Source organism: Thalassococcus sp. BH17M4-6 (genome assembly GCF_049323015.1).
Lineage (GTDB): Bacteria > Pseudomonadota > Alphaproteobacteria > Rhodobacterales > Rhodobacteraceae > Puniceibacterium.
This window is the reverse complement of sequence record NZ_JBMPGU010000021.1, coordinates 1-22751: the sequence shown is the minus strand read 5'-3', so window position 1 is coordinate 22751 and position 22751 is coordinate 1. Positions and strand designations below refer to the sequence as shown.

Sequence of the window (22751 nt, the reverse complement as noted above, 5' to 3'; positions counted from 1 at the left end):
AAAACGGGCCGGAAAATTCGAATCTTCCGGCACCTCAGCGCGCGTGACGGCGGGTGATCCTGCCGTGCAGACGGCACAGAATGCGGCTGGCCGTGGTTTCGCACAGCGCCGGGATCAGCGCGTGCACCAGCGCAGCCCCCGCAGCGACCGCCAGCCAGAAGGCAAAGCCCAGGGCAAAGAACATGTGCTGCAGATAGCTTTCGCCGACCTTGGCGGGGTGGTCGCGGAACAGGCGGCTCAGCGGGGCGGTCAGTGTGGTGGTCATGTCGGTCTCCTTTTCGGTTGGTGCTGGTATCGCCGATGGCGGGCGGGCAAAGGTCCCAAATCAGACCTTGCTTGCGGTATGTTTTGGGATAAAATCCCAACATGACTGCGAAGATTGACGAAACAGACCGTCGTATCCTCACCGTTCTGCAAAAGGATGCCAGCCTCAGCGTCGACGAGGTGTCGGACCGTGTCGGCCTGTCGCGCAACGCCTGCTGGCGCCGTATCCGCCTGATGGAGGAAGCGGGCACCATCCGCGGTCGGGTCGTTCTGGTCGACGCCGCGCGCGTTGGCTGCCCGCTCGATGTGATGGTCATGGTGCGCACCAGCGCGCATGACGCCAAGTGGATGGCGCAGTTTCAAAAGGTCATCCGCGCCATGCCCGAGATCATCGGCGCCTATCGCATGACCGGGGACCTTGATTATCTGCTGCGCGTGCGGGTCGCGGATGTGCCCGCCTATGATGCCTTTTACAAACGTGTGATCGCGCAGGTTCCGCTCTCGGATATCTCTGCCAGCTTCGTTATGGAAGAGATCAAGGACACCACCGCCCTGCCGCTATGAAGGACCGCCATGACCGACGAGATTGCCACTATCGCCGAGGCGCACGAGGCGACCGCCCTGCCACGCAAGGTCGACGTGCATTGCGATGATGCGCAGGGCGCCACAACCACCGAGGACCTGCCTGACGCGGTCAAGCGCAAGCCCGTTGCCGCGAAATCCCCGGCGGAATGGGCCTATGAGCGGCTGATCCTTTACATCCAGAAGTTCGAAGAGCAGTTGGACAATGAACAAGAGGTTGCCATGGGCTTTACCGGCGGGCAGGCGGGCGTACTGCGAATCGAGGGTATGGGCTATTTCGACCCCGATATCGTCACCTTCTACGGCAGCGACGACCGCGGCACGCGCACCCAGCTGATCCAGCATGTGAGCCAGCTCAGCGTGCTCCTGCGGGCCTTGCCCAAGGTGACCGCCGCCGCGGCGCCGCGCCGCATCGGCTTTCGTCTGGCCGCCGAACTCGACACCGACTGAGGCGGCAGGCGCCCGCGTCAGAATGCGCGGTTCTGACGTGGTGACAGGGCCGGGCAAATGCGCTAACCACGCTTCGACAACGCTAACCGGGGACGGATTGACATGGCAGAACACAAGCACGGCGAAATGGACATCGAAGTTCAGGAAAAGACCTTTGCAGGCTTCATCAGCTTCGTCACCAAGACCGTTATCGTCATTCTGGTGGCGGTGATCCTGTTGGCGATGATCAACGGCTAAGCTTGGGCTTCGCGGCTGAAAGGTCCTTATCATGCGTCTGGTATTGTGGTTGCTGATGGGCCTTGCGGCGCTGTCGCTGGCAGGATGCGCGGCCAACACATCCGGCGAGGATGCCAGCCCCGAAGAGGTGGCAAGGGCCGTCTATCGCCACAACGGCCCGTCGGCGCTGACGCTTTACACGATGGTCAACAACCGCTCCGGATCGGGCGCGCATACCAGCATGATGATCAACGCATCGCAGCGTGTGATCTTTGATCCGGCGGGGTCCGTTCGGCATTCCCGCCTGCCCGAAGTCCGCGATGTGCTTTACGGTGTCACGCCGGAGATCGCCGATTTCTATGCTCGCGCCCACGCGCGGGAGACCTATCATGTGATCATCCAGCGCATCGAGGTGTCGCCCGAAGTGGCGGAACAGGCCCTGCGGCTGGCCCAGGCCAGCGGGCCGGTGCCGCAGGCGCAATGCGCGGCCAGCACGGCGAAGATCCTGCAGCAATTGCCCGGGTTCGGCGGCATCAGGTCGACATGGTTCCCCAACAACCTGTCCGAACAGTTCGGCGCCATCCCGGGCGTGTCGACCCGCAGGCTGTACGAGAACGACGCCGATGACAAATCCATCGCGATCCGCGAACTGGATGCGGGTGTGCCGGGCAACTGATCCCCGGTCAGGCGCGAAGATCTAACCCAGCAGATAGCCCAGCCCGATCAGCACGGTTGCCCCGGCGATCATGGCAAAAACCACGTTTTTCGTGACGTAACCCACGCCGAAGGTCACAGCGGCCGCGACCAGACGCGTTGGGTCGGGCTGCCCGTCCGTAGCACTGGGCCACAGCACCAGCGGCGCCACCAGCGCGGGCAGGACGGCGACCGCCGTGTAGCGCAGGTGCCGCAACAGCCACGGCGGCAGAGGGCGGTTTCCGACGAAGCCCAGAAAGACGAAACGCAGCGCAAAGCTCGCCAGCCCCAGGCCGAAGATCACGATCCAGATGGTGGGGGCGTCAATCATGTCGCGGCCTTTTGTTCGGCCCAAAGCTCGGCCCGTCCACCCGCCAGCATGCCGCCCAATGCGCCGACGATCAGGCCCAGGTTGTAAGGCAGCCAGACGAACCCCAGCGCCAGCACGACCGAGGTCAGCGCCGCGATCCGATGCGCAGGCGTGCGCAATAGCGGCGCGATCATCGCGAGAAAGGCGATGGGCACGGCGAAATCCAGCCCCAGTTCGGTCGGGATGGCCGACCCCAGCACCGCGCCCGCCCAAGTCGCCACATACCACGGCGGGCAGATCGGCGTGACGATGCCGAAGAAATACGCGGTCTTTTCCGCCAGCGTCATGCGCGGGCTGCGCTCGAACTCCAGCATCGAGGCGGCATAGGTCTGATCGACCAGGAAATAGGCGATGAAGATCCGGTGCCACAGCGGCGCAGGCCCCAGATGCGGGATGAGCGACGCGGAATACATCGCCATGCGCATGTTCACCGCGATGGCCGACGCCAGCGCCACCGCAACCGGCGCGTTTTCGTTCAGAAGCTGCAAGGCGGTGAACTGCGACGCCCCGGCGATCACCACGACGCTGAACGAAACGGTCTGCGTGACCGTCAGGCCCGACTCCGTGCCCACCACGCCAAAGAGCATCGCGAAGGGCACGACCATGATCACGAAAGGGAGCGCGTCGCGGACGCCACGCCAGTAGCTTGACATTGCGCTGGTGCCCGCCATCACTGTCCCCTAGTCTTGCCAGGCTCTGGCTAACCAACGGACGGGAAAGATGCAATTGCCTCTGACCAGCGACGCCCCCGAATATCTCATCGCCCCCGATCCCAAGGCCCCGCGCCTGACCCGTTCCGTGACCGGACGCGACCAGACCGGCGCGGAGGTCGAGATTTCGGTGGTCGAGGAACGGCCCCTGACGATCTTCCTCAACAGCCAGGAAATCGTCACAGCGATGACCATCGGGGATTACCCCGAGTATCTGGCGCTCGGCTTTCTGCGCAATCAGGGGATGTTGCAGGACGGCGACGAGGTCACGGGCGTCGAGTATGACGAGGACCTTGAGGTTGTGGTCGTGCGCACGGCGAGCCAGACAACCTATGAAGAGAAGGTCAAGAAAAAGACCCGCACCAGCGGCTGTGCGGTCGGCACCGTGTTCGGCGACATGATGGAAGGCCTTGATCAAGTGCGCCTGCCCGCGACGGAGCTGCGGACCTCGTGGCTTTATGCGCTGGCGGCGCGGATCAACACGACACCGTCGCTTTATCTCGAGGCCGGGGCGATTCACGGCACGGTCCTGTGCCAGGCTGACCGCCCGCTGGTCTATATGGAGGATGTCGGGCGCCACAACGCGGTCGACAAGATCGCGGGATGGATGCTGAAGCACGAGGTCGGGGCCGACGACAAGATCCTCTACACCACCGGGCGGCTGACCTCGGAAATGGTGATCAAGACCGCGCTCATGGGCATCCCGGTTCTGGCCTCACGCTCGGGCTTCACCGCCTGGGGGGTGGAGATCGCGCGGCAAGTGGGCCTGACCTGCATCGGGCGGATGCGCGGCAGGCGGTTCGTCTGCCTAAGCGGAGAAGACCGGTTGGTCCGCGATATCGACCCCGACAGCGTGCCGGACGAAAGCCGCAAACATGGACGAAAGAGCGCCGAGTGACCTACACGTTTCCCAATGATCCTGGCTTTCAAGAGATCCGGCATGGCATGCGGCTACGGGCGCTGGCCGGAGACCCGGCCGGGATCCGCGCCAAAAGGAAGGACTGGCACCGCGCAGAGGTGGCACATGGATGATCGTGAACCTTGGCCAGACATCCTGACGCTGCGCTACCGGCTTGCGCCCGCGGTTGTGGCCCGGGCCAGCCAGATGCTGACCAAGGGCCTCGCGAAGCAGTCCGGCAGCAGAAAGTTCGGCTGGCTGACGTGGGTTTGCGGCTGGGTGGTGATTTTTCTCGCCTCTCTGGCGTACTTTCGTTTAAGGCCCGATCTGGCGTACGACCTTCCGGTTTTTCCCCTGTTGGCGACCTTCCTTTTCGGCCTGTTCACAAGCCTTGTCGTCGTCATGCTTCATCAGCGCCGGCTGTGCCGCCACTTGGCCGAGCTGTCTGCGGCGGAAGGGGATTCCACCCTGCAGATCGGCGCCGAGCGGCTGCGCGAGCAAACCCGTCTGAGCGCGCGCGAGGCCGATCTTTCGCTGGCGCGGCCCGTGGTCGAGCTGCCCGATGTCACCCTGATCCCGTTGGGCACCTTCGGGATCATCGTCCCCGATTCCGCCCTGCCGGAGGGACGCAGCCGCGCGGCCTTCATCGCCGAGGTGTCGGACCGTGTGGCCCGCCGAAAGGCCGCGGCGTGACCCGCCCCCTTGGCATCATCCTTGCAGGCGGTCAGGCAACGCGGATGGGCGGTGGCGACAAGGGCCTGCTGACCCTGGGGGCGCAGACGCTGCTTGACCATGTCATCGCGCGGCTGGCCCCGCAGGTCGATGCCATGGCGCTGAATGCCAATGGCGATCCCGCCCGGTTCGATGGGTTCGGCCTGCCGGTGCTGCCCGACAGCATCGCGGGCTTTCCCGGCCCGCTCGCGGGCGTGCTGGCCGGGCTTGACTGGGCCGCCGGACAGGGGGCGAAGACCATCGTGACCGTGGCGGCGGACACGCCGTTCTTTCCACGCGATCTGGTGGCGCGGTTGCAGGCCGCAGCGGACGGGCAGACGCATCCGCTGGTCTTGGCCGCGACCGAAGGCGAGGCGCAGACCCGCAGCAAATCGCGCTCTGGCCTGATCCGGCACCCGACCTTCGGGCTGTGGCCGGTGGCGCTGCGCGAGGATCTGCGCGACGCGTTGCAGAGCGGGTTGAAGAAGGTCGTCCTCTGGACCGAGGCGCAGAACGGACGCGAGGCGGTGTTCGATGCCAGCGTGGCGGATCCGTTCTTCAACGTCAACACGCCAGAGGATCTGGCGCGGGCAGAGGCGATGGTATGAGACTCTACGGCGTCACCGGCTGGAAGAATGCAGGCAAGACCGGGCTGATGGAGCGGCTGGTGACCGACATCACCGGGCGCGGCTTCACTGTCAGCACCGTCAAGCATGCGCATCATACCTTTGACGTCGATCACCCCGGCAAGGACAGCCACCGCCACCGCGTCGCGGGCGCGTCGCAGGTCATGCTGAGTTCGCGCAACCGCACCGCGCTGATGACCGAGCTGCGCGGCGCCGAGGAACCCGCGCTGGAGGCGCTGCTGGCCCAGCTTGCCCCGGTCGATCTGGTGCTGATCGAAGGCTACAAGCGCGACCGCCACCCCAAGGTCGAGGCGTTTCGCGCCGAAACCGGAAATGCGCTGATCGCCCCCGGCGACCCCACGATCCGCGCCATCGCCAGTGACAGTCCGCTGAACAGCGACCGCCCGGTCTTCGATCTGAACGACACCCGCGCCATCGCCGACTTCATTTTAAAAGAGGTGGGTCTGTGACCCGGTTCGATACCTTTGTGATGGTCGACTGGTCGGGCGGCAACGACCGTGGCAAGGCCCCAAAGAAGGATGCGATCTGGGCGGCAGTGGTCCGGGGGGGTGTGGCCGAAGATCCGGTCTATCTGCGCAATCGGCAGGTTGCCGAGGACTGGTTGCACCGATTCTTCGCCGTTGAACTGAGCGCCGGGCGGCGGGTGATGGCCGGGTTCGACTTTCCCTTCGGCTATCCCCGCGGCTTTGCCCGCGCGGTGACCGGCCAGGACGATCCGCTGGTGCTGTGGGACTGGTTTGCGGAGCGGATCGAGGATGCGCCAAAGGCCAACAACCGCTTCGATGTCGCGGCCGAGATCAACCGCCTGCTGGGCGGCAAGGGGCCGTTCTGGATGAACGGTCTGCAACGCGACATCGACGGGCTGCCACGGACCAAGGCGGACTATGCCAACCCGTTTGCCGAGCGGCGCGAGGTCGAAACGCGCGCCAAGGGGGCGTTCACCTGCTGGCAGTTGGCGGGCGCGGGGGCAGTGGGCAGCCAGGTTTTCATGGGCCTGCCGGTGCTGGCGCGCCTGCGCCGGGCCTTTGCAGGGCAGGTCGCGGTCTGGCCGTTCGAGCCGCTTGAGACGCCGATTGCCTTGGTCGAGATCTGGCCCTCGCTCACAGTCACGGACGCGCCAACGGGTGTCATCAAGGATGCGCATCAGGTCGCGAGCGTGGCGGGCTGGTTGGCCGGGATGGCGCCGGATCGGCTGGCGGGACTGTTGGACGTCTCAGCGCCCGAGGAGGGCTGGATCCTGGGCGTGCCGCCCGACGGCAGGGCCGTCCCTTTGCAGCCGCCGCCCCTGCGCAACGACTGTTTCGCCCTGCCCGCTGGCGTGGACTGGACCCCGGTCGATGCGGCACTGGCGATGCTGCGCGACCGCCTGAACCCGGTCGTCGCGCAGGACAGCGTGCCGCTGATGCAAGCGGCGGGCCGGGTGCTGGCGCAGGACCTGACGGCCCGGCGTCCAAACCCGCCCGAGGCGAATACCGCCGTCGACGGCTATGCCTTTCACAGTTCCCTGCTGGGCCCCGACACCCTGCGGCTGCCGCTGGCGGTGGGGCGGTCGGCAGCGGGCAAACCCAATGCGGGCCGGGTGCCCGAGGGGCATTGCCTGCGGGTGCTGACCGGCGCCGCACTGCCCGAGGGCACCGACACGGTGGTACTGGACGAAGACGTGCGCGCGGACGCATCAGAGGTCGCGTTTCGCGGCACGCTCAAACCCGGGGCGAACACCCGCAAGGCGGGCGAGGACGTGGCGGCGGGCGAGGTCGCACTGGGCCAGGGGCGGGTGCTGACGCCCGCCGATCTGGCGCTGGCTGCCGCCGTGGGGCATGGGCAGGTGCCCGTTTACGAAAGGCTGCGCGTCGCTGTCCTGTCCACCGGTGACGAACTGCGCGAGGCCGGAGAGACCGCCGCTCCGGGCCAGATTTTCGATGCCAACCGCCCGATGCTGCTGAGCATGCTGGACCGCTGGGGCCACGCCGCTCAGGACATGGGGCGTGTGCCCGACGACCGCGCGGCCTTGCGTGCGCGGCTGGATGCGGCGGCGGAGGGGGCGGATGTGATCCTGACCTCCGGCGGCGCGTCGGCGGGGGACGAGGATCACGTTTCGGCGCTCTTGCGCGATGCGGGCGCGATGCAGGAATGGCGCATCGCGCTGAAACCGGGCCGGCCGCTGGCGCTGGGTCTGTGGCGGGGCAAGCCGGTTTTCGGCCTGCCCGGAAACCCGGTCGCGGCGCTGGTCTGCACGCTGATCTTCGCGCGCCCCGCCATGGCGCTGCTGTCCGGCGCAGGCTGGAGCGCACCGCAAGGCTTTGACCTGCCCGCGGCCTTTGAAAAACGCAAGAAACCGGGGCGGCGCGAATACCTGCGCGCCAGGGTGCGCGACGGCCGGGCCGAGGTCTTCCGCTCCGAAGGGTCGGGGCGCATCTCGGGCCTGAGCTGGGCGGAGGGACTGGTCGAACTGGGCGACGAGGAACGCCATGTCCGGCCCGGCAATCCGGTCCGCTATCTGCCATTCGCCAGCTTCGGTCTTTGACGCTCTCTGCTTCTCTGGTTCGCAAATACCTCAGAGAGCACGAGAGACAGCGTCTCTCGTATCCTGCACAGCAGGATATCAGTCGAAGGTGCCTGCCACCCGCCCCAGCAGCATGAAGGCGCGGGCCGTGCGGGTGTTGGCGAAATCGGCAATTTCTTCGTCGGTGGCCGTGGGGGCGAACCGGGCAAAGGTCTTGTCGAAAAGCCGCAGGAAGTGATGCGCGGCATCGCGAAAGATCGGATCCTGCTTCATCCGTCCGGCCGTGAGCGCCAGCGACGACCGGTCGCGGATCCCTCCCAAAGCGGCGATGGCGCGGCCCCGGTCCCCGGCGGCAAAGCGGCGCCAGACGTCGGTGCGCGCGGCGTCGGGCCGCAGATCGTCCATATAGATGCCGTCCTGGCTCAGCAGGGTCAGCACGTCCTGCGCGGCCTGCACAAGCTGGGCCGACGGGCGGTCCTTCAGCGCGCGGCGCAGGGCGGCAAATCCGGCATTGTCCTGCGCGGTTTCGGGAAAGTTCAGCGCCCGGATCAGATCGGCGTTGGACAGCGGCGGATCGAGCGAATCCGCGGGCGTGCCAAGCGCCAGCGCGGGCTGTTCCCCGGTGGCTGCCATGGGCGCGGCGGGGGCGACAGTATTGGCCTGCGCCACCCGGGTCGAAGTGAACATCGCCAGCGCGGTTTCCGTCTTTTTCTGCGCCGCCGCAATATCGTCGAGCTTCTTGCTGATCGCCTGATCGGGTTTGTCGGGCTTGCCCGCCTGGCCCTGTGCCTGCGCCACGTAGGCATGGCGGATCGCGTCGATGGCGGTCTGCAGCCGCGCGCTTTCCTCGCGCATCACGCGGCTGGCGCGGGTCGCCGTGGCGGCAACCCAAATCATCGCCACCGGCAGGAACAGCGTCATCAGCGTCAGCAGAAAGCGGATGCCGTCGGTATCGCCGTCGCTGACGAACAGGAAAAAGCCGCCCGCCAGCAGCAGCCACGCCACGCTGAGTGCTGCGGCCGTGATCTCGATCCCCGACACGCCGCCACGGTCACGGCGATCGTAAAGGCCCAAAGGCGTGGGTCGCGATTCGTTGGTGTCGGCCATGGCCCTGTCCCAAGCTTCAGATGTAGTCGATCTTCAGCACTTCGTAGGATTTGTCACCACCCGGGGTGCGCACCTCGACGCTGTCGCCCTCTTCCTTGCCGATCAGGGCTCGGGCGATGGGCGATTTGATGTTCAACAGGCCCTTTTCGATATTGGCCTCGTGTTCGCCGACGATCTGCCAGGTCTTTTCCTCGTCCGTGTCCTCGTCGACCAACTGGACCGTGGCGCCGAACTTGATCGGGCCGTTCAGGGTCTTGGGGTCGATGACCTCGGCCAGGCCCAGCACGCTCTCAAGCTCCTTGATGCGGCCTTCGATAAAGCCCTGCTTTTCGCGGGCCGAATGATATTCGGCGTTTTCCTTGAGGTCGCCCAGTTCGCGCGCCTCGGCGATGGCCTGGATCACGGCGGGGCGTTCAACGGATTTCAGCTGCTTCAATTCAGCCTCGAGCGCGGAGAAACCCGCGCGGGTCATCGGTAGCTTTTCCATGGGTCTTTGTCCCGAAACTTGTATCGTCGATTGGGGCGGAGATCAGCGCCGCCCGCGTGCTTGCACATCTGTCAGCCCCGACTGTGCGCGCAAGCTGCCGGTGTTGGCAATAGGGCAAGGCCGCCTGCGGTGCAACGGGCTGCGGGCTGCGGCGGCGCCACACCGCGCAAGAAACCGGCGGTATCGCACCGTCCCGTTGATCTGGATCATGGCAGCCCGGCGCACCGTGCGGGCAGTCTGTGCCCAAAATCATCGACTCATGAGAGGGCCGCCATGACATCCGACACGATCACCGCCAAAGCCGCCGCCGCGCAGGCGCCCGTCCCAACCGGCGCGGCGCCCGAAACGCAAGGGCCCGACGCCGGGGTTCTGGGATTCGAACGGGGCGAATACCCTTACGCCACCCGGCTGGGCCGCCGCGTCTATGAAGAGGAGAAGGCACGGCTTCAGGCCGAATTGCTCAAGGTGCAACATTGGGTGCAGGAGACCGGGCAGAAATACGTGCTGCTTTTCGAAGGTCGCGACGCGGCGGGCAAAGGCGGCACGATCAAGCGCTTTACCGAACATCTCAACCCCAGGTCGGCCCGGGTCGTGGCGCTTAACAAACCATCGGATGATGAGCGCGGTCAGTGGTTTTTTCAGCGCTACGTCAAGCATCTGCCGACCAGCGGCGAAATCGTGCTGTACGACCGATCGTGGTACAACCGCGCGGGGGTCGAGCGGGTGATGGGCTTTTGCGAACCCGGCGAATACCTCGAATTCATGCGCCAGACACCCGAATTCGAACGTATGCTGGTGCGCTCGGGCATCCGGCTGTTCAAATACTGGTTCTCGGTCACGCAAGGTGAACAAAAGCGCCGCTTTGCCGCGCGAGAGACTGATCCGCTCAAGCAATGGAAGCTGTCGCCCATCGACCGGGCGAGCCTGGATAAATGGGACGAGTACACCCAGGCGAAAGAGGCGATGTTCTTTTACACCGATACTGCCGATGCGCCCTGGACGGTGATCCGGTCGAACGACAAGAAGCGCGCACGGCTCAACTGCATGAAGCATTTCCTGAGTCAGATCGATTACCCCGGCAAGGATGACAGCATCGCCACCGCCCCCGATCCGCTGATCGTGGGGCAGGCCAGCCACGTGGTGCACGCCTCTGACCATATTCTGACCGCGGCCACCCACCCGGCCGCCAGACGCGGCTGAAGCACCGCACCATTTTCAACCAAGGACAGGAGACAATGATGTCCCACACTCCCCACGAACTGGCCGCCGACTTTCCCGATCAGGTGCAGAAAATTCATGACCTCAAGGCGAGCGACGCGCATTTCGCCCGGCTTTGCGAGAAATACCATGACGTCAACCGCGCCGTGCGCCGCGCCGAAACCGGCGTCGCCCCTCTGGACGACCAGCGCATGACCGAGATTCGCAAAGAGCGGATGCGGCTCAAGGACGATATCGCGGCCATGCTCGCGCACTAGCGGAACTCTTGGCCGGGAACCCATGTGCCCCGAGGCACGTTTGCCCTTATTGAACTCATCTGCGGGGCGCTATGGACAACTGCGACGACAGGCCATGCGACCCGCATCTGATGCGCGGCGCGGGCATCATCGCCATTCTGGGCGCGATCGCGCTGATCGCGGGTAACGTCGTCGGCAGCATCCTTGTGCCCGGGCACGACTGGGTCGCCGACACTGTCAGCGATCTGGCGGCCGGGCGGTACGAGATCATTCAGGATGTAACGCTTTACTGCTATGCCGGGTCGCTGCTGGCGCTGGCCATCGCGGCGGCGCATGCGCATCCCGGCAAGCGCGCGTGGAATTTCGTGATCCTGGGCCTTGCCCTGCTCGCGCTTTGCGTGACGATCATCGCGGTGCGCAACGAATATGGCGACGGCGACAACGAAGGCGTGGTGATCCACATCTACGTGGTCTACGCCATGGGCGTGCTCTTCACCGCCGTATTCGCGCTGGCCGGGCTGGTCGGGCAGCATTTGGGCCTGACCCGGGTGTCGTGGGTCTGCGCGGCTTTGTGGGGGATTGGCGCGCCGGTGTTCTTCCTGCTGCCCACCGCTTATGACGGGGCGTTCGAACGCTTTCTGGGCGTCGTCACCACGGTCTGGGTCTGTTGTTTCGGCTGGCAGCTCATCCGTTCGCCGGGACGTGTTCAAACGTCGCGATAGCGCAATTTTACGTCGTGTCGCGATTGAATTGGCGACATCGCTGGTTTAGCTGAATGCGAATGTTTTCCGCCGGTCCAGGGGCCGCGCAATCAGCATGGGAGCCGTCCGACATGGCCGATATTGAACGCGAAGCGATGGAATACGACGTGGTGATCGTCGGCGCGGGGCCCGCCGGGCTCTCTGCCGCAATCCGGCTCAAGCAGCTTGATGCCGATCTGAACGTCGTCGTGCTGGAAAAAGGCTCCGAGGTCGGCGCGCATATCCTGTCGGGCGCGGTTCTGGACCCTTGCGGCCTTGATGCGCTGATCCCCGACTGGAAGGAAAAGGGCGCGCCGCTGAATGTTCCGGTGAAAGAAGACAACTTCTACATGCTGGGCGAGGCGGGCAAGATGCGGGTGCCGAATTTCCCGATGCCGCCGCTGATGTCGAACCATGGCAATTACATCGTGTCGATGGGCAATGTCTGCCGCTGGATGGCGGAGCAGGCCGAGGAACTGGGCGTCGAGATCTTCCCGGGCATGGCCTGTTCGGAACTGGTCTATGGTGACAATGGCGAGGTCAAGGGCGTTGTCGCGGGCGTTTTCGGGCTGGAGCCTGATGGCAGCTACGGCCCCAACACCGAACCGGGCATGGAGTTGCACGGCAAGTACGTGTTCCTGAGCGAGGGCGTGCGCGGGTCGCTGGCCAAGGAGGTGATCGAGAAATACGACCTCTCCAAGGGCAAGGAGCCGCAGAAGTTTGGCCTTGGCATGAAAGAGATCTGGGAGATCGACCCCGACAAGCACCGCGAAGGCACCGTGACCCATACCATGGGCTGGCCGCTGGGCAGCAACGCGGGCGGCGGATCGTTCATCTATCACCTTGAAAACAATCAGGTCTACGTGGGCTTCGTGGTGCACCTGAATTACGAAAATCCGTACCTCTACCCCTACATGGAATTCCAGCGCTTCAAGCACCACCCGATGGTGGCCGAGCTTTTGAAGGGCGGCAAACGCGTTGCCTATGGCGCGCGGGCCATTTCCGAAGGCGGATACCAGTCCATGCCCAAGATGGTGGCGCCGGGCGTGGCGCTGCTGGGCTGTTCGGTGGGTATGGTCAACGTGCCGCGCATCAAGGGCAATCACAACGCCATGCTGTCGGGCAAGGCCGCGGCCGAGGCGGCGTACAAGTCGATCCAGGCCGGGCGCGCATCGGACGAACTGACCGAGTACGAGACCGAAGTACGGACCGGCGCCATCGGCAAGGACCTGTGGAAGGTACGCAACGTCAAACCGCTCTGGTCCAAGCGTGGGCTGGTGGCGTCGCTGACGCTGGGCGGCTTCGACATGTGGACCAACACCTTCGGCTTTTCCGCGCTGGGCACGCTGAGCCATGGCAAGACCGACGCCGCCGCCACCGGCAAGGCGTCGAAGTTCAAGCCCATCGACTACCCCAAGCCCGACGGCAAGCTAAGTTTCGACCGGCTGACCAACGTCAGTTTTTCGTTCACCAACCACGAGGAAAGCCAGCCCGCGCATCTCACGCTCAAGGACGCCAGCGTGCCGATTGACGTGAACCTGCCGACCTATGCGGAACCGGCGCAGCGCTACTGCCCCGCAGGCGTCTACGAGGTGGTCGAGGAAGACGGCAAGGACCCGCGGTTCGTGATCAACTTTCAGAACTGCGTGCATTGCAAGACCTGCGATATCAAGGACCCGAGCCAGAACATCCACTGGACGGTCCCGCAGGGCGGTGACGGGCCGAATTACCCCAACATGTAGGCTGTGCCGCGCCGACCGGCGCGGCCGGTCACGTTTCCGCAATGTCCCGCTTTGGCCGGGCGTGCCGCATTGCATGCCCCCCGGGCAGCAGGTACGCTTCTCGAAACAGATACAGGCGGAGTGAGGCAACGTGACCAATTGGGCTAATCGACTGCTGCGCGGGGCCGCGCTGGCCATGGTTCTGGGCAGTCCTGCGGCGGCGCAGACGCCGGGACTCGCGGGCGACTATCTGGCGGCGCGACAGGCCAGCCTTGCGGGCGATTTCAAGGCCGCTGCCGAGTATTTCGGCCGCGCCGTGCGCTTTGACCCGGACAATGCCGAACTGCTGGAAATGGCGGTGCTGTCGAACCTGTCGCTGGGCGACATGGACCGCGCGATCGTGCTTGCGCAAAAGCTGCGCGATCTGGGGCAGACCAGCCAGGCGGCGCAGATGGTGCTGATGGCCAGCCGCGGCGCCGAAGAGAAATACACCGAAATCCTGACCCAGATCGCGGACGACCGTGGCGTCGGCCCGCTGGTCGACGGGCTGGCGCAGGCCTGGGCCGAACTGGGTCAGGGCGACATGAGCGCGGCACTGGTGCAGTTCGACGAGGTGGCGCAGGCCGACGGGCTGTCGGCCTTTGCCTCTTATCACAAGGCGCTGGCCCTGGCGTCGGTCGGTGATTACGAAAGCGCCGAGGCACTGTTTGCCGCGAATGCCGCAGGCGGCATGCAGATGACCCGGCGCGCGGTGATGGCCCGCGCCGAAATCCTCAGCCAGCTGGAACGCAACGACGATGCCGTGACCCTGATCCGGGAGGCCTTCGGGATCGAGGTCGACCCCGGCCTGGCCGAAATGCGCGACAGCCTCACCGCCGGAGAGCGGCTGCCGTTCACCCACATCCGGAGCGCCCGCGATGGCCTGGCCGAGGTCTACTACACCCTCGCCGGTGCGCTCAGCAACGAATCCAACGACGACTTCACGCTGCTTTATGCCCGCATCGCGGAATATCTGCGCCCGGGTCATGTGGATGCGATCCTGCTGACCGCGGAAATGCTCGAAAGCCTCGAGCAGCACGATCTGGCGGTGCAGGCCTACAAGAAGGTCGCGCGGGACGACCCGTCCTTTCACGCCGCCGAACTGGGCCGCGCGGGTGCCCTGCGGGCCAGCGGCAAGGTCGACGCCGCGGTCGAGGTGCTGGAGCAGCTGGCCCAGACCCATGGCGATCTGCCGGTGGTGCAGTCGACCCTGGGCGACATCCTGCGTCAGCAGGGCGAGTTCGAAGAGGCGGTCGCCGCCTATACCCGCGCGCTCGACACGTTCGAAGAGCCCAGCGTCACGCAGTGGTTCCTCTATTACGCGCGCGGCATCTGTTACGAGCGTCTGGACGACTGGGAGAACTCCGAAAGCGATTTCCGCGCCGCGCTCGAGCTGAACCCGAACCAGCCGCAGGTGCTGAACTACCTGGGCTATTCGCTCGTGGAAAAGCAGATCAAGCTGGACGAGGCGCTCGAGATGATCGAGCGGGCCGTCGCGGCCCGGCCCGACAGCGGCTACATCGTCGACAGCCTGGGTTGGGTGCTTTACCGCCTGGGCCGCTACGAAGAGGCGGTGGGCCATATGGAACGTGCCGCCGCCCTGATGGCGGTGGACCCGGTGGTCAATGATCATCTGGGCGATGTCTACTGGGCCGTGGGCCGCAAGCTCGAGGCGGAATTCCAGTGGAAACGCGCGCTGTCCTTCGTCGATCTCGAGGACGTCTCGGAAGAGGCCGACCCCGAGCGCATCCGCCGCAAGCTCGAGGTCGGGCTGGACCAGGTGCTTGAGGAAGAAGGCGCGCCGCCGCTCAACGTCGCCAATGGCGAGGATTGACGGCCGCGCCCCGGCCAAGGTCAACCTGAGCCTGTACCTGACCGGACTGCGGGACGACGGATATCACCTGATCGATTCGCTGGTGGTCTTCGCAGAGGTTGGTGACGACCTGTCCGTGTCACCCGCGCGCGAGCTGCGATTGCAGGTGGACGGTCTCTTTGCAAAAGGCGTGCCGACCGACGCGGCCAACCTCGTGCTGCGCGCCGCTGAGCAGCTGCGCGAGATGCGCGGAGTGACCGCGGGCGCGGCGATCCGTCTGACCAAGAACCTGCCACACGGCGGCGGGATCGGCGGCGGGTCCTCCGACGCCGCCTGCGCCATCCGGCTGCTGTCGGAGCTTTGGGGCTGTGCACCGCTGACGGCGCAAGAGGCGCTGCCCCTGGGGGCGGATGTGCCGGTTTGCCTGACGGCACCGCGGGCGATGCGGATGCGCGGCATTGGCGAGGTTCTGACGCCCGCGCCGATGCAGCCGACCGGGTGGCTCGTACTGGTCAATCCGGGCGTCGGCGTGCCGACGGGCCGGGTGTTCGACCTGCATGACCGGCTGAATGAGTTCAGTTCTATCGGGATGGATGCGCCGGGCACCGGGCGCTTTGCGGACTGGCTGGCGCAGCAGCGCAACGATCTGACGCCGGTCGCCTGCCATCCTGACATCGCCCCGGTGGTCCAGGATGTTCTGGCGGCGTTGCGGGGCTGGAGTGATATCGCGGAAATGTCGGGATCGGGCAGTACCTGCTGGGGCTGGTTCGACGCGGAAGAGACCGCCACGGACTGTGCTGCCGGCATTGCGGCGGATCATCCGGACTGGTGGGGCAGGGCGACCCGCATCCTGTCCTGACCTTGCCGCCCCGAAGAAAGGCCGCGAGGGCTTGAGGAGGGGCCGCTCCTCCGCCCTTGCGGGCGTCTTCGCTCAGTTGATGCGGGCGACCACGTAATCGCTCAGCTCGATCAGCGTGTCGCGCAGCGGGTGCGGCGGCAGCGACGCCATCGCGGCCTTCGCCCGCGTCGCCCATTCCAGCGCGTCCTGCCGCGTTGCCTCCAGCGTGCCATGCGCCTCGAGCAGCGCCAGCGCCTGCTCAAGATCGCCGTCGCGCTGATCGCCCTTCTCGATCGTGCGTTTCCAGAAGGCGCGTTCGTCGGCATCCGCCAGGGCCACCGCCTTGATCACCGGCAGCGTCAATTTTCGTTCGCGGAAATCGTCCCCGACATTCTTGCCGGTCGCCTTGGCATCGCCCTGATAATCCAGAAGATCATCGACAATCTGGAACGCCACGCCCAGGGCATCGCCGTAATCGAAGAGCGATCTGACGTGTGTTTCGTCCACGCCCGCGATCACCCCGCCCACCTCGGTCGCGGCGGAAAAGAGCGCGGCGGTCTTGCCCCGCACCACCTGCAGATAGATCGCCTCGGTCGTGGCCAGGTTCTGCGCCGCCGTCAATTGCAGCACCTCGCCCTCGGCAATCGTCGCCGCCGCGTCCGACAGGATGCGCAGCACCCGCATGTTGCCGGTTTCGGTCATCAGCTGGAAGCTGCGTGCAAAAAGGTAATCCCCCACCAGCACGCTGGACTTGTTGTCCCACAAAAGGTTCGCCGTGGGCCGCCCGCGGCGCTGCGCGCTTTCGTCCACCACGTCGTCATGCAGCAGCGTCGCGGTATGGATGAATTCGACCGTCGCCGCCAGATGCACGTGGTAGGGCCCGTCGTAGCCGCACATGCGCGCCGCGGCGAGGGTCAGCATGGGCCGCAGACGCTTGCCGCCAGCCTCGACCAGATGCGCGGTCACTTCGGGAATGCGGGGGGCGTGTTCGGACGCCATGCGCGCCCGGATCAGGGCATTGACCTCGGTCAGGTCCGTGGCCAGCGTTTCGGCCAGCCGTTCGTGCGGCTTTGCTGCGGGCGTATCCAGGCTCATTCATCTCTCCTGACAAGGCTCGACAGCGGGGCGGTCGTTCCCTATCTAATCCGCATGGAAGAGTTATTGCGCACCAATGACATCACGCTGATCCCCCTGGCCCGCACCCTCCTTGAAGATGAGGGTATAGACAGCTTTGAATTGGACGTAAACATGAGCGTCCTGGAAGGATCAATCGGCATTTTGCCGCGCCGCCTGATGGTGCGCAGCGCCGATCTGAACGATGCCCGGCGTATCCTGCGGACGAACGGGGTCCGGTTTGAGGACTGAGCCTTTCGCCGAGGCCGAACTGACCTGCGACGATTTTCTTGGGGGAAAGCTGCGCCTGTGGCAGGCTAGGGACGGCTACCGCGCCGGCGTCGATCCGGTGTTGCTGGCGGCGTCCGTGCCCGCGCGCACCGGCCAGTCGGTGCTCGACCTGGGCTGCGGGGCCGGGGCGGCGCTTCTGTCCCTGGGCGCGCGGGTGCCGGGCCTGCGCTTGACCGGGATCGAACTGCAGCCCGCCTATGCCGATCTGGCGCGGCGCAACGCCGCCGCCAATGACCTGCCCGCCGAGATCGTGACCGCCGACCTGACGGAGTTGCCGACCGATCTCAAGCAGCAGCGGTTCGATCACGTGATCGCCAACCCCCCCTATTTCGAACCGGGTCGGCGCATGGCCGCAGAGGATGCGGGCCGGGAAACCGGCCTTGCCGGGCCGACCGCTCTGTCCGACTGGGTGGCCGTCGCCGCGCGGCGCACCGACCCGCGCGGCACCGTCACGATGATCCAGCGGGCCGCGCGGCTGCCCGAACTGCTGGCGGCCTTTGCCGCGCATCTGCATGCGGTGCAGGTCCTGCCGCTGGCACCGCGCAGCGGGCGCGATCCCAAGCTTGTGCTGATCCGTGGGCGCAAGCAGGGCCGCGCGGCGTTTCGCCTGCATGCCTCGGTGATCCTGCACGACAGCCCCGCCCATGTCGAGGATCGCGAAGATTATGCGCCGCAGATCGCCGCGGTTCTGCGGTGCGGCGCGGCGCTGTCGTTTCCCGCCTGAACGGCCCATGCTTTCAGCATTGTAACGCTTCGTTAGGGCTATGCTGCGCTTGCGGCGTGACAGAAAGCGAAATCTGTGGTGCACTCGAGGTCCAGTCCATTCATAAGGAGGATCACATGAGCTTGAGTTCGCACCTGCAGGAACTGAAGAAAAAGCATCAATCCCTTTCGACCGAAGTGGAAGAGGCGCAGCGCGCGCCAGGTGTTGACGATCTGCAAATCGCCGAACTGAAAAAGCAAAAACTGCGCCTCAAGGAAGAGATCACGCGCCTGTCGCAGACCATGCACTGACGCGCGGGTCGGACGCCCTGAACGATGGCACAGCCTTCGACGTGCTGACCTGGCACCGATAACGGCGGTCGGGACTCGGTAAAAACGCATATAAGCGAATCGACCGACCCGGCGCGCGAAAGGCGTCGGGTCAGAGTCGGGTCGCTACGGTTGCCAGCGGGCGACCCTGATCGGATCAATCCTCGATCGGTTCGAGGTTGCCCGATTCCAACTGCGGGCGCAGATGCTCATGCTGGCTGGGCAGTTTCAGCGCCTCGCCCAGATGTGCCGTATCCTCGTCCCGGTCGAAACCGGGCTCGTTGGTCGCCACCTCGAAAAGCACGCCACCTGGGGTGCGGAAATAGATCGCCCAGAAATAGTCGCGGTCAATCACAGGGGTCACCTGATAGCCTGTGTCGGTCAGCGCCTTGCGCACCTCGAGCTGGGTGTCGCGGTTGTCGACAGAAAAGGCGATGTGGTGCACAGATCCCGCGCCCTGATCCGACCGGGGCGCATCAAGCTCGACAATATCCATGACATTGGCGTCGTTGCCATTCGGCACGTGGAAACGGGTGATGTTTCCGGCACGCTCGACCTCTTCGTACCCCATGAAGCGCAAAAGCTCGGCGCTGGCGGCGGCGTCCTTGAGGCGCATGTCGGCGGAATGGAATCCGCGAATCGCGGTGTCTTCGTTGACGCCGTTGCCGATCCAGGGCGTGCGGCTGTCGCCATCGGTTTCCACCAGTGCAAAGCCGTCGCCATCGGGGCCGTTGAACGCCAGGCGGTCTTCGCCGAACCGGGTCTCGCTTTTCAGACCCGACACGCCGAAGCCGTCCAGACGGTCCTGCCAAAAGCCCAACGCGCCCTTGGGCACGGCAAAGGCGGTGGTGCCGACCTCGCCCGTGCCCTGGCGGCCGCGCGCGGCGTTGGGGAAGGGGAAATAGGTCATGACGGTGCCGGGCGTGCCGATCTCATCTCCGTAATAGAGGTGATAGACGTCGGGCGCGTCGAAATTCACGGTTTTCTTTACCCGGCGCAGCCCAAGCACCTTGGTAAAGAAATCGTTGTTGGTCTGGGCCCCGCTGGCGATCGAGGTCACGTGATGCAGGCCGTTGATCTGTTTGAGCATGGTATCCTCCTGTCCGTTGCAAAAGGATATAGCCCGTGCGTATCTGCCGAAAAGCCCGGCAAGTCGCGCCGCCAGTGTGCACCTGCGCACGAAAAAGCCCCGGGCGCTGAGGCCCGGGGCAACTCATCAAGCCCTTGCGGGCTTTCCTCGTAAGTGCCTAGACGAAGAATTGAGCGCCGTTGGCGGAGATGGTGGAGCCGTTGATGAAGCCCGCGTCGTCGGAGGCCAGGAAGGCCACGCAGCGCGCGATTTCCTCGGGCTCGCCCAGGCGGCCCGCCGGGATCTGGCCGATGATCGACTCGCGCACCTTCTCCGGCACCGCCATGACCATTTCGGTGGCGATGTAGCCCGGGCAGACGGCGTTGGCGGTGATGCCCGCGCGCGCGCCTTCCTGCGCCAGCGACTTGATGATGCCCAGATCGCCGGCCTTGGTCGCGGCATAGTTCACCTGCGCGAACTGGCCTTTCTGACCGTTGATCGAACTGATCACGATCACCCGCCCGAACTTGCGTTCGCGCATGCCGGGCCAGACCGGGTGGACAGTGTTGAAAACGCCGGTCAGATTGGTGTCGATCACCTCTTTCCACTGCTCGGGCGTCATCTTGTGGAACGGCGCGTCGCGGGTGATGCCCGCGTTGGCGACGACCACGTCGATCGGGCCCAGATCCTCTTCGACCTGCTTGATGCCCGCGGCCGAGCTGTCGTAGTCGGCGACGTTCCACTTGTAGGTCTTGATGCCGGTGGCGTCGGTGAACTTCGCCGCCGCGTCGTCGTTGCCCGCGTAGGTCGCGGCGACGTCATAGCCATCCGCCTTGAGCCTCTTGGAAATCGCCTCTCCGATGCCGCGGCTTCCGCCGGTGACGAGTGCAACTCTTGCCATGATATCCTCCGTTCTGGCTATTCTATCTTGGTAATCTTGTTATCTTGATGCGCAGAGATGCGCAATATTATTGCTTGTCGTTGTCCCGTCATTCCTGACGGTACTGGCGGGCATCGCGTTCTCCTTGCGCCCAGGTGTCCCGGATCTTCTGTGGATCGGTGAAATCGATCTTGTCCGCCGGCGTTTCCTTGCTGGGCGACATGTAGTGGCGGCCCGCGACCTCCGGCAGGCGCTTGTAGTCCCGCGTAAGCAACACCAGCGTGACGCCCTCGTTTGGCTCGGGCATGGGCGCCTGATCGGCCATGCCGCCATCGACGACACGCTTGTCCTGCCACAGCGGCGGTTCAAAGACCGGCGGGATCACCGCGGCGGCATTGACCAGGTCGGTGAGCTTGCCGTCCCGCGCGGCCTGGTTCGCATCGACCAGGTGCGCCTCCAGGCCCATCTTTTCGGCCCAGTTGAAATGCGGAGAGCCTATGGCGTGAAGTTCCGCCTCGTAAGCCGCCGCCAGCGCCGTGCCGGTGAGCGTGGGCAGGCCGGTCGAGGGCGGATGCGCGATCAGGATCTGGAATTGCGGGCCGTTTGCGATCTTTTCGCAGGCGGCGGTGTCCAGAACCGTCAGAACCACATCGCAGTAAAGGCGCTGGTGCGGCGTGATCCCGTCTTCGTCCGCGCTGAAGAGATCGAGATTGCTGTCGCGTGTCTCGAACGCCTCGCACATGGTTTCGAGCAGTTTGTTTTCGACATCGGCAATCCACGCCGCCCCGGCCAGCGCGCCGCCCGACACCCCGGTGATCCGCTTTGGTGCAAAGCTGTGTGTCCTGGCGAGTTCGGTCATGAAGCCGCCCTGCCAAAAGCAGCGCAAGCCGCCGCCGGAAAAGACGATCTGGTCTGGATCTGTGGGGATCATTTGGAAACGGGCCCGGCAGGGCCCGTCCTTTTTCCGGTCAGGTGGGTTACGGACGCTCGACGCAGAGTGCGACGCCCATGCCGCCGCCGATGCAGAGCGTGGCGAGGCCCTTCTTGGCGTCGCGGCGCTTCATTTCGAAGAGCAGCGTGTTGAGCACCCGCGCGCCCGAGGCGCCGATCGGGTGGCCGATGGCGATGGCGCCGCCGTTGACGTTCACGATGGCCGGATCCCAGCCCATGTCCTTGTTGACCGCGCAGGCCTGGGCGGCGAAGGCCTCGTTCGCCTCGACCAGGTCCAGGTCCTCGGCCTTCCAGCCGGCCTTTTCCAGCGCCTTGCGCGATGCATAGATCGGGCCCACGCCCATGATCGACGGGTCAAGGCCCGCGGTGGCGTAGGACACGATGCGCGCCAGCGGCTCGATCCCGCGCTTTTCGGCGTTGTCGGCGGACATCAGCAGCACACCCGCCGCGCCGTCATTCAGGCCGCTGGCGTTGGCGGCGGTCACGGTGCCGTCTTTGGTGAAGGCGGGGCGCAGTTTCTGCATGTTCTCGATGGTGGCGCCGTGGCGGATGTATTCATCCTTGTCGACGACGGTTTCGCCCTTGCGGGTCTTGACGGTGAAGGGGATGACCTCGTCATCGAACTTGCCGGCCTTCTGCGCGGCTTCGGCCTTGTTCTGCGATCCGACGGCGAATTCGTCCTGCATCTCGCGGCTGATCTGCCACTTTTCGGCGACGTTTTCGGCGGTCTGGCCCATGTGGTAGCCGTTGAACGCATCCCAGAGGCCGTCGCGGATCATCGTGTCGATATAGCTCATGTCGCCCATCTTGTGACCGGCGCGCAGGTTGGCGGCATGCGGCGACAGGGTCATGTTCTCCTGCCCGCCGGCGCAGATGATCTCGGCATCGCCCAGCTGGATGTGCTGCGCGCCCAGGGCCACGGCGCGCAGGCCCGACCCGCAGACCTGGTTGATGCCCCAGGCCGCGCTTTCCTGCGGCAGACCGGCGTTCACATGCGCCTGGCGGGCGGGGTTCTGGCCCTGAGCGGCGGTCAGGACCTGGCCCAGGATGGTTTCGGACACGTCGGCCTTGTCGATCCCGGCGCGGTCGACCAGCGCCTCGAGCACCGCCGCCCCCAGATCATGCGCGGGCGTCGTGGCGAACGACCCGCCGAAACTGCCGACAGCCGTGCG

General features: G+C 65.3%; 28 protein-coding genes. 18 read left to right on the top strand and 10 right to left on the bottom strand.

The features are described 5' to 3' along the window. Positions 1-34: 34 nt before the first annotated feature. Positions 35-265 carry a DUF6356 family protein gene (locus ACOXXX_RS20175; protein ID WP_422828429.1) on the bottom strand — a complete coding sequence of 77 codons (231 nt, stop codon included), beginning with the start codon at positions 263-265 and terminating at the stop codon, positions 35-37. A gap of 101 nt (positions 266-366) precedes the next feature. Between ACOXXX_RS20175 and ACOXXX_RS20170 the strand changes: the two genes are divergently transcribed. The 4 genes from ACOXXX_RS20170 to ACOXXX_RS20155 all read left to right on the top strand — a co-directional run bounded on the left by ACOXXX_RS20170 (position 367) and on the right by ACOXXX_RS20155 (position 2188). Next, the gene (locus ACOXXX_RS20170) at positions 367-828 is read left to right on the top strand and encodes an Lrp/AsnC family transcriptional regulator (RefSeq protein WP_422828428.1); all 462 of its coding nucleotides are present in this window, start codon (positions 367-369) and stop codon (positions 826-828) included. 9 nt (positions 829-837) lie between these two features. Further along, the gene (locus ACOXXX_RS20165) at positions 838-1296 is read left to right on the top strand and encodes a DUF6173 family protein (RefSeq protein ID WP_422828427.1); all 459 of its coding nucleotides are present in this window, start codon (positions 838-840) and stop codon (positions 1294-1296) included. A gap of 102 nt (positions 1297-1398) precedes the next feature. After that, positions 1399-1533, top strand: coding sequence for an aa3-type cytochrome c oxidase subunit IV (locus tag ACOXXX_RS20160; RefSeq protein WP_422828426.1), 135 nt, complete (start codon positions 1399-1401; stop codon positions 1531-1533). 31 nt (positions 1534-1564) lie between these two features. Continuing rightward, positions 1565-2188, top strand: coding sequence for a hypothetical protein (locus ACOXXX_RS20155; RefSeq protein WP_422828425.1), 624 nt, complete (start codon positions 1565-1567; stop codon positions 2186-2188). Between the two features lie 21 nt (positions 2189-2209). Here the strand turns inward: ACOXXX_RS20155 and ACOXXX_RS20150 are convergent, their stop codons facing one another. Both ACOXXX_RS20150 and ACOXXX_RS20145 read right to left on the bottom strand, forming a co-directional pair. Beyond that, positions 2210-2536 carry an AzlD domain-containing protein gene (locus tag ACOXXX_RS20150; RefSeq protein WP_422828424.1) on the bottom strand — a complete coding sequence of 109 codons (327 nt, stop codon included), beginning with the start codon at positions 2534-2536 and terminating at the stop codon, positions 2210-2212. Then, positions 2533-3246: an AzlC family ABC transporter permease gene (locus ACOXXX_RS20145; RefSeq protein WP_422828423.1), complete on the bottom strand. Its 714-nt coding sequence runs from the start codon at positions 3244-3246 to the stop codon at positions 2533-2535. The genes ACOXXX_RS20150 and ACOXXX_RS20145 overlap by 4 nt, the downstream gene beginning before the upstream one ends. A gap of 49 nt (positions 3247-3295) precedes the next feature. Here ACOXXX_RS20145 and ACOXXX_RS20140 point away from each other — a divergent pair, with 49 nt between their 5' ends. From ACOXXX_RS20140 to glp, 5 genes are all read left to right on the top strand, one after another. Continuing rightward, positions 3296-4183: a formate dehydrogenase accessory sulfurtransferase FdhD gene (locus tag ACOXXX_RS20140; protein ID WP_422828422.1), complete on the top strand. Its 888-nt coding sequence runs from the start codon at positions 3296-3298 to the stop codon at positions 4181-4183. 126 nt (positions 4184-4309) lie between these two features. Continuing rightward, positions 4310-4876, top strand: coding sequence for a hypothetical protein (locus ACOXXX_RS20135; protein WP_422828421.1), 567 nt, complete (start codon positions 4310-4312; stop codon positions 4874-4876). After that, positions 4873-5502: a molybdenum cofactor guanylyltransferase MobA gene (gene mobA, locus ACOXXX_RS20130; RefSeq protein ID WP_422828420.1), complete on the top strand. Its 630-nt coding sequence runs from the start codon at positions 4873-4875 to the stop codon at positions 5500-5502. Before ACOXXX_RS20135 ends, mobA begins: the two co-directional genes overlap by 4 nt. After that, positions 5499-5990, top strand: a complete 492-nt coding sequence (gene mobB / locus ACOXXX_RS20125; protein ID WP_422828419.1) for a molybdopterin-guanine dinucleotide biosynthesis protein B — start codon at positions 5499-5501, stop codon at positions 5988-5990. The genes mobA and mobB overlap by 4 nt, the downstream gene beginning before the upstream one ends. Beyond that, the gene (gene glp, locus ACOXXX_RS20120; protein ID WP_422828418.1) at positions 5987-8065 is read left to right on the top strand and encodes a gephyrin-like molybdotransferase Glp; all 2079 of its coding nucleotides are present in this window, start codon (positions 5987-5989) and stop codon (positions 8063-8065) included. Before mobB ends, glp begins: the two co-directional genes overlap by 4 nt. A 78-nt stretch (positions 8066-8143) precedes the next feature. Here glp and ACOXXX_RS20115 read toward each other — a convergent pair whose 3' ends face one another. Both ACOXXX_RS20115 and greA read right to left on the bottom strand, forming a co-directional pair. After that, a complete protein-coding gene (locus tag ACOXXX_RS20115) occupies positions 8144-9151 on the bottom strand; it encodes a hypothetical protein (RefSeq protein WP_422828417.1) in 1008 nt (335 codons plus the stop codon). Positions 9152-9167: 16 nt separating this feature from the next. Further along, positions 9168-9638, bottom strand: coding sequence for a transcription elongation factor GreA (gene greA / locus ACOXXX_RS20110; RefSeq protein WP_422828416.1), 471 nt, complete (start codon positions 9636-9638; stop codon positions 9168-9170). Positions 9639-9911: 273 nt separating this feature from the next. On the opposite strand from greA, the gene ppk2 reads away from it, so the two are divergent. The 6 genes from ppk2 (at position 9912) to ACOXXX_RS20080 (ending at position 16264) form a co-directional block, all read left to right on the top strand. Then, the gene (ppk2, locus tag ACOXXX_RS20105) at positions 9912-10838 is read left to right on the top strand and encodes a polyphosphate kinase 2 (protein WP_422828415.1); all 927 of its coding nucleotides are present in this window, start codon (positions 9912-9914) and stop codon (positions 10836-10838) included. A gap of 38 nt (positions 10839-10876) precedes the next feature. Continuing rightward, positions 10877-11113 (top strand): YdcH family protein, encoded by a 237-nt coding sequence (locus ACOXXX_RS20100; protein WP_422828414.1) that lies wholly within the window; start codon positions 10877-10879, stop codon positions 11111-11113. Positions 11114-11184: 71 nt separating this feature from the next. Then, the gene (locus tag ACOXXX_RS20095; protein WP_422828413.1) at positions 11185-11814 is read left to right on the top strand and encodes a DUF998 domain-containing protein; all 630 of its coding nucleotides are present in this window, start codon (positions 11185-11187) and stop codon (positions 11812-11814) included. Positions 11815-11924: 110 nt separating this feature from the next. Next, on the top strand, positions 11925-13574 hold the full coding sequence (locus tag ACOXXX_RS20090; protein ID WP_422828412.1) for an electron transfer flavoprotein-ubiquinone oxidoreductase: 1650 nt from the start codon (positions 11925-11927) through the stop codon (positions 13572-13574). Between the two features lie 175 nt (positions 13575-13749). After that, a complete protein-coding gene (locus ACOXXX_RS20085; RefSeq protein ID WP_422828447.1) occupies positions 13750-15426 on the top strand; it encodes a tetratricopeptide repeat protein in 1677 nt (558 codons plus the stop codon). Further along, a complete protein-coding gene (locus ACOXXX_RS20080) occupies positions 15413-16264 on the top strand; it encodes a 4-(cytidine 5'-diphospho)-2-C-methyl-D-erythritol kinase (RefSeq protein WP_422828411.1) in 852 nt (283 codons plus the stop codon). The genes ACOXXX_RS20085 and ACOXXX_RS20080 overlap by 14 nt, the downstream gene beginning before the upstream one ends. 72 nt (positions 16265-16336) lie before the next feature. On the opposite strand, the gene ACOXXX_RS20075 is transcribed toward ACOXXX_RS20080, so the two are convergent. Then, positions 16337-17338: a polyprenyl synthetase family protein gene (locus tag ACOXXX_RS20075; protein WP_422828410.1), complete on the bottom strand. Its 1002-nt coding sequence runs from the start codon at positions 17336-17338 to the stop codon at positions 16337-16339. A 54-nt stretch (positions 17339-17392) separates the two neighbouring features. Between ACOXXX_RS20075 and ACOXXX_RS20070 the strand changes: the two genes are divergently transcribed. The 3 genes from ACOXXX_RS20070 to ACOXXX_RS20060 all read left to right on the top strand — a co-directional run bounded on the left by ACOXXX_RS20070 (position 17393) and on the right by ACOXXX_RS20060 (position 18661). Then, the gene (locus ACOXXX_RS20070) at positions 17393-17608 is read left to right on the top strand and encodes a DUF2007 domain-containing protein (protein ID WP_422828409.1); all 216 of its coding nucleotides are present in this window, start codon (positions 17393-17395) and stop codon (positions 17606-17608) included. After that, complete coding sequence (locus ACOXXX_RS20065) at positions 17598-18371, top strand: tRNA1(Val) (adenine(37)-N6)-methyltransferase (protein WP_422828408.1); 774 nt, start codon at positions 17598-17600, stop codon at positions 18369-18371. Before ACOXXX_RS20070 ends, ACOXXX_RS20065 begins: the two co-directional genes overlap by 11 nt. A gap of 116 nt (positions 18372-18487) precedes the next feature. Further along, on the top strand, positions 18488-18661 hold the full coding sequence (locus tag ACOXXX_RS20060) for a YdcH family protein (RefSeq protein WP_422828446.1): 174 nt from the start codon (positions 18488-18490) through the stop codon (positions 18659-18661). A gap of 175 nt (positions 18662-18836) precedes the next feature. Here ACOXXX_RS20060 and ACOXXX_RS20055 read toward each other — a convergent pair whose 3' ends face one another. The 4 genes from ACOXXX_RS20055 to ACOXXX_RS20040 all read right to left on the bottom strand — a co-directional run. Continuing rightward, positions 18837-19769 carry a VOC family protein gene (locus ACOXXX_RS20055; protein WP_422828407.1) on the bottom strand — a complete coding sequence of 311 codons (933 nt, stop codon included), beginning with the start codon at positions 19767-19769 and terminating at the stop codon, positions 18837-18839. Between the two features lie 157 nt (positions 19770-19926). Further along, positions 19927-20649, bottom strand: coding sequence for an acetoacetyl-CoA reductase (phbB, locus tag ACOXXX_RS20050; RefSeq protein ID WP_422828406.1), 723 nt, complete (start codon positions 20647-20649; stop codon positions 19927-19929). Between the two features lie 88 nt (positions 20650-20737). Further along, entirely contained in the window at positions 20738-21559 is an 822-nt protein-coding gene (locus ACOXXX_RS20045) for a patatin-like phospholipase family protein (protein ID WP_422828405.1), read from the bottom strand. 46 nt (positions 21560-21605) lie between these two features. After that, on the bottom strand, positions 21606-22751 hold a 1146-nt coding region (locus ACOXXX_RS20040), incomplete at its 5' end, for an acetyl-CoA C-acetyltransferase (RefSeq protein WP_422828404.1).